6 protein-coding genes are annotated in these 4406 nt (G+C 40.4%); 4 read left to right on the top strand and 2 right to left on the bottom strand.

Translation table 11 applies throughout. The features are described 5' to 3' along the window. The 3 genes from L650_RS0103810 to L650_RS0103800 all read left to right on the top strand — a co-directional run. A partial coding sequence (locus L650_RS0103810; RefSeq protein WP_029772244.1) for an SDR family NAD(P)-dependent oxidoreductase occupies nucleotides 1-523 on the top strand: 523 nt, incomplete at its 5' end. A 61-nt stretch (nucleotides 524-584) separates the two neighbouring features. Beyond that, nucleotides 585-1175: a DUF2238 domain-containing protein gene (locus L650_RS0103805; protein WP_029772243.1), complete on the top strand. Its 591-nt coding sequence runs from the start codon at nucleotides 585-587 to the stop codon at nucleotides 1173-1175. A gap of 31 nt (nucleotides 1176-1206) precedes the next feature. Then, complete coding sequence (locus L650_RS0103800; protein ID WP_029772242.1) at nucleotides 1207-1659, top strand: GNAT family N-acetyltransferase; 453 nt, start codon at nucleotides 1207-1209, stop codon at nucleotides 1657-1659. 29 nt (nucleotides 1660-1688) lie between these two features. On the opposite strand, the gene L650_RS23560 is transcribed toward L650_RS0103800, so the two are convergent. Both L650_RS23560 and L650_RS0103785 read right to left on the bottom strand, forming a co-directional pair. Beyond that, complete coding sequence (locus tag L650_RS23560) at nucleotides 1689-2132, bottom strand: hypothetical protein (RefSeq protein ID WP_164835535.1); 444 nt, start codon at nucleotides 2130-2132, stop codon at nucleotides 1689-1691. Between the two features lie 55 nt (nucleotides 2133-2187). Next, nucleotides 2188-2808 carry a hypothetical protein gene (locus L650_RS0103785; RefSeq protein ID WP_029772241.1) on the bottom strand — a complete coding sequence of 207 codons (621 nt, stop codon included), beginning with the start codon at nucleotides 2806-2808 and terminating at the stop codon, nucleotides 2188-2190. 130 nt (nucleotides 2809-2938) lie between these two features. On the opposite strand from L650_RS0103785, the gene L650_RS0103780 reads away from it, so the two are divergent. Continuing rightward, complete coding sequence (locus tag L650_RS0103780) at nucleotides 2939-4093, top strand: IS110 family transposase (RefSeq protein ID WP_029772239.1); 1155 nt, start codon at nucleotides 2939-2941, stop codon at nucleotides 4091-4093. Nucleotides 4094-4406: the final 313 nt, after the last annotated feature.

Genomic DNA, 4406 nt, shown 5'->3' with positions numbered 1-4406 from the left:
GTCGCAGCGCAGCCTATTTTTAGAAAACGAATTTAATGTTTACCGCCAGTTGATGGAAGTTAACTATTTTGGCCTCATTGCACTTACCAAAGCGGTAGCGCCTAGTATGGTAGCAAGGCAAAGCGGTTCAATCGTTTCTATTAGTAGCGTTGCGGGGAAAGTAGGCTCTAAATTTAGAACGGGCTATTCAGGCTCAAAATATGCGGTAGTGGGCTTTATGGATTGCCTGCGTGCTGAGCTTGCAGAGCATAACATTCATTGCTTAACTATTTGCCCCGGCTCTATTAAAACCGCCATTGCACATAATTCGTTAAACGAGCAAGGCATAGCGCAAAACAAGCCAGAGCACTCAATAGAAAATGGCATGGATGTAAGCCTAGCCGCTAAAAAAATGATCCTCGCAATTCATAATAAAAAAGACGAAGTGATTGTTGGCAAAGGCTTAAGTGGCTGGGCACCGACCATTAAACGGTTTTTTCCTCGCTTATTTAATCGATTAACCGCTAAAACAAACTATCGGTAGCATCGGGCAATTTAGAGATATAAAATGCTGTAAATTTAATCAATTTAGACAAGGATTCTAAATGAAGTATTTATGGCTTGGCCTGTTTTTTATTGTATTAATTTGGTCCGGAATTAACCCAAAAGATCAGTTTACTTGGCTGCTTGAAGTTATCCCCGCAATCATTGGTTTAGTGCTTATGGCAAGCAGCTATAAGCACTTTAAACTCACCCCCATTTTATATGGCTTTATATTAGCGCATTGTATTGTGCTAATGGTTGGCGGGCATTACACCTACGCTGAAGTCCCTTGGTTTGATAACTTATTTGGCAGTGAGCGTAACAACTACGACAAAGTAGGGCACTTTTTTCAAGGGTTTGTGCCTGCATTATTAGCGCGTGAAATATTACTACGTAAAAACGTAGTCAATGGTAAAGGCTGGCTAAATGTGTTTGTTGTATCGATATGTTTAGCGTTTAGTGCTTTTTACGAACTAATAGAGTGGTGGGTTGCAGTGTTAAGCGGTGAAAACGCAGAAGCATTTTTAGGTACGCAAGGGTACGTATGGGATACTCAATCTGATATGGGAATTGCCTTACTTGGGGCTATTTGCTCGATATTGCTGCTTTCAAAAGTACATGATAAACAGTTAAAAAATGTTAAAGATTATTGATTCAAATTTTATGATTAAAAGACAATAAATTATGACTGTAAATACCCACAATTTCACGATAAGCACAGATAAAAGCAAGCTTAACTTTAACGTTATTTATAACTTTATTGCTAATAGCTATTGGGCTAAAGGAATACCTAAAAGCATTATGCAAAAAGCGATTGATAACTCAATGTGCTTTGGTGTTTACAGCGCTGATAACGAGCAAGTGGGCTTTGCCCGCGTAGTAACCGGCAACGCCACCTTTGCCTATTTGGCTGATGTATTTATTACCCCAGATTTACAAGGTAATGGTCTGAGCAAGTTACTGGTTAAAACGATAGTAGAGCACCCTGAGCTGCAAGGGCTCAGGCGCTTTTTATTAGCCACTTCTGATGCCCATGGCCTGTATGCGCAATACGGGTTTAAACCGATAGACAACCCAGCATTGCTAATGCAAATAAATCCTGCAAATGTGTATGAGGGAAATAATAGTGAGACCTAATAAATGGGGCGAAGAGTTTAAGAAGTTTTCTATGTGCCTAATTTACCAAGACTATATTGTTCTATACTACCAGCGGAAAAACAAATACCAACATAAAGCCAAACAGTACTCGCTACAATTTGCCAAGTATCTAAACCTGAGGACGTTACAAATGTAGGAACAGCAATTAATCCCCGCAATAAGCAGATCATTGCAATGGTAATTAAAGCTGATTTGAGCAGAGGGACTTTGCGAATTAAACCAACTGCTGAAAAAGCAAAAATAGTACAAGCAAACATTAAGCTTGCAACGATTATTGTGCCAATTGGAGCAAGTAAAGTTCCTTGAATCGAAGAGTCGATTATTTGTTGAGGTGCCCGAGCAAATGCAAACCAACTAGGACCGCCCAAAATACAGAGTAGGTGCCAGATCGCAGAAGCGGAAGCTATAACACCTGCACTAATTAATAATTTTGATTGAACACTAAAACTCAATGCTTACTCCATATTGCACTGGCACATAACGCCTAGTTATATTTCGTTGGATCATTTAGCTGCTAATTCGGTTTCGTCTTTCTTCATCAAGCTTTTTTAATGTATTTGGTGTAAAATTAGGCTTTAATACTAATTCATGCTCTCTTGCATTACCTTCGAACAGCACCTGTGAATCATCTATTTCCATAAGAAATACTGGCCTAGCTTTAAGCATGGATTCGGACATTCCAGATGAATGGTAAAAAGCATTAAGCCCTTCAATTTCCCTTGCCCACGAGCAACCTAAATCCTTATGAGACTCATCATATCTACCTATTCGATATAAGGTTATAGCTTGATTCAAAGGCGTGTAGCTTTGAGGAAACTTTGACAAATCAAAGCGAAAACAATCATAACTTCCTGATATTACACTTGAGGTAAATAGCTCGTTTAGTGTCTCTTTTTTCCCTTTGCCTTCCATAATATTGATTATGCCCTCCTTATGGGCATTCAGAAACATTAGCAACACCTCCAATTTATCGCCATGTTCATCAGTATAAAAAGTTCCTTCGAAATCTTTCTTAGATGCCAACAGCTTATCGATATATGTAAATTCCTGGGGACTAAGATATTTATATTTTAAGTGTTCGAGATCGATACCGATGGAGCTAAGTAGTGTGGATAAATACTGATTCAAATAGATCTCTCTTAAGAAATATAGACATAATGACTCCCACACGGTGTTAGCCTCCGCTTTTCGTGGGTTAGCTTAATTCAAAGCCAGAGCCATAATTAGTTTGTCAATTAACTAAACAGCAGAGGCTAACATGAATAAACATAGCATACTTTTTATCGGTCTTGATACACATAAAGAATTCAATGAAGTCGCCTATATTGAAGAACATAGAGGTGCGCAACCTGTTCATCTTGGCCGAGTTTCGTCTTCCAAAGTGGCCGTTCAAAAGCTTGTTCGTCAGTTCGAATCGAAATACTCTGGCGCAACACTTCATTTTGTTTATGAAGCAGGCCCATGTGGTTATTGGATTTACAGGTTAATTACCAGCCTCGGCCATTGCTGTTACGTGGTGGCGCCCTCTCTTATTCCTAAAAAACCTGGTGAGAAGATTAAAACCGATAAACGTGATGCTCTTAAGCTTGCTAAATTACTTAAGTCTGAAGATTTAACACCTATCTATGTTCCCGAGCCTGAAGATGAAGCTGTACGCGATTTATCTCGTGCACGCGAAGTGGCAATGAAGGACTTAAAAGATGCCAAATATCAATTAAAGGCGCTGTTGCTTCGCAATAATATCAATTATAAAGGCACTGCGAATTGGTCACAAAAACATTTACGTTGGCTCACTGAGATTGTGCTGCCACACCCCGCTCAGCACATCGTCTTACAAGAATTTTTACACACAATTACCGAACGAATAAGCCGACTTGAACGGCTAGACAATGAACTAACACACCACGTTCACCAGTGGCGTTATTATCCTGTTGTCAAAGCAATACAAGCTATGCGTGGTGTCCGTTTGTTGGTCGCCACTGGCGTTGTTGCTGAGCTTGGCGATTTATCGCGTTTCGACCATCCCCGTAAATTAATGAGTTATCTCGGTCTTGTACCCAGTGAACACTCGAGTGGTGGCAAACGCCATATTGGCGCCATCACAAAATGCGGAAATGGCCGAGCAAGACGCCTTCTTGTGGAAGGTGCACACACTTATCGGTATGCGGCAAATATATCAACAGATATGCAAAAACGACAAGAAGGCTTACCAAAGGACATTATTGATATTGCGTGGAAAGCACAGATTAGGCTCTGCAAACGCTATAAAAAAATGATAGCCAAAGGGAAACACTACAATCTGGTTGTTACCGCCATTGCCCGAGAAATGATTGCGTACATATGGGCTATTGCAAAAGAAGTGGTGCTTACGCCAGTGAATACAAAACTTAGATTGGCAAGAGTACCCGCATGATAAACGTATTAGAGTTAATGCATGGGATCAAGCATCGGGTGTGGCACAACCACCGACGGCGTTAGGATGGCAGTGCAGCTAACGCTGCATTGAACCACGAACATAGACTGAAGACAGGTGCCACGACGAAATAAGTAAGGTCTGCTCTGTTACTAGAAATAGTAATAACCAACGAATATCAGCAAGATAACCGACGACATTACTTGCTTCATCCTATGTATTAACTCGCTCTAATTCGAGCTAAAGTAATTATGGCTTAAAAAGTTAGGCAGGGATCAGTGCGTTTAACTTGACAGTGGGAGTCATACCAACG

It is taken from the genome of Pseudoalteromonas sp. TB51, assembly GCF_000498055.1.
GTDB classification, from domain to species: Bacteria; Pseudomonadota; Gammaproteobacteria; order Enterobacterales; family Alteromonadaceae; genus Pseudoalteromonas; species Pseudoalteromonas atlantica.
Note: the sequence above shows the minus strand (reverse complement) of the source record. Positions and strands in the feature narration are given on the sequence as shown.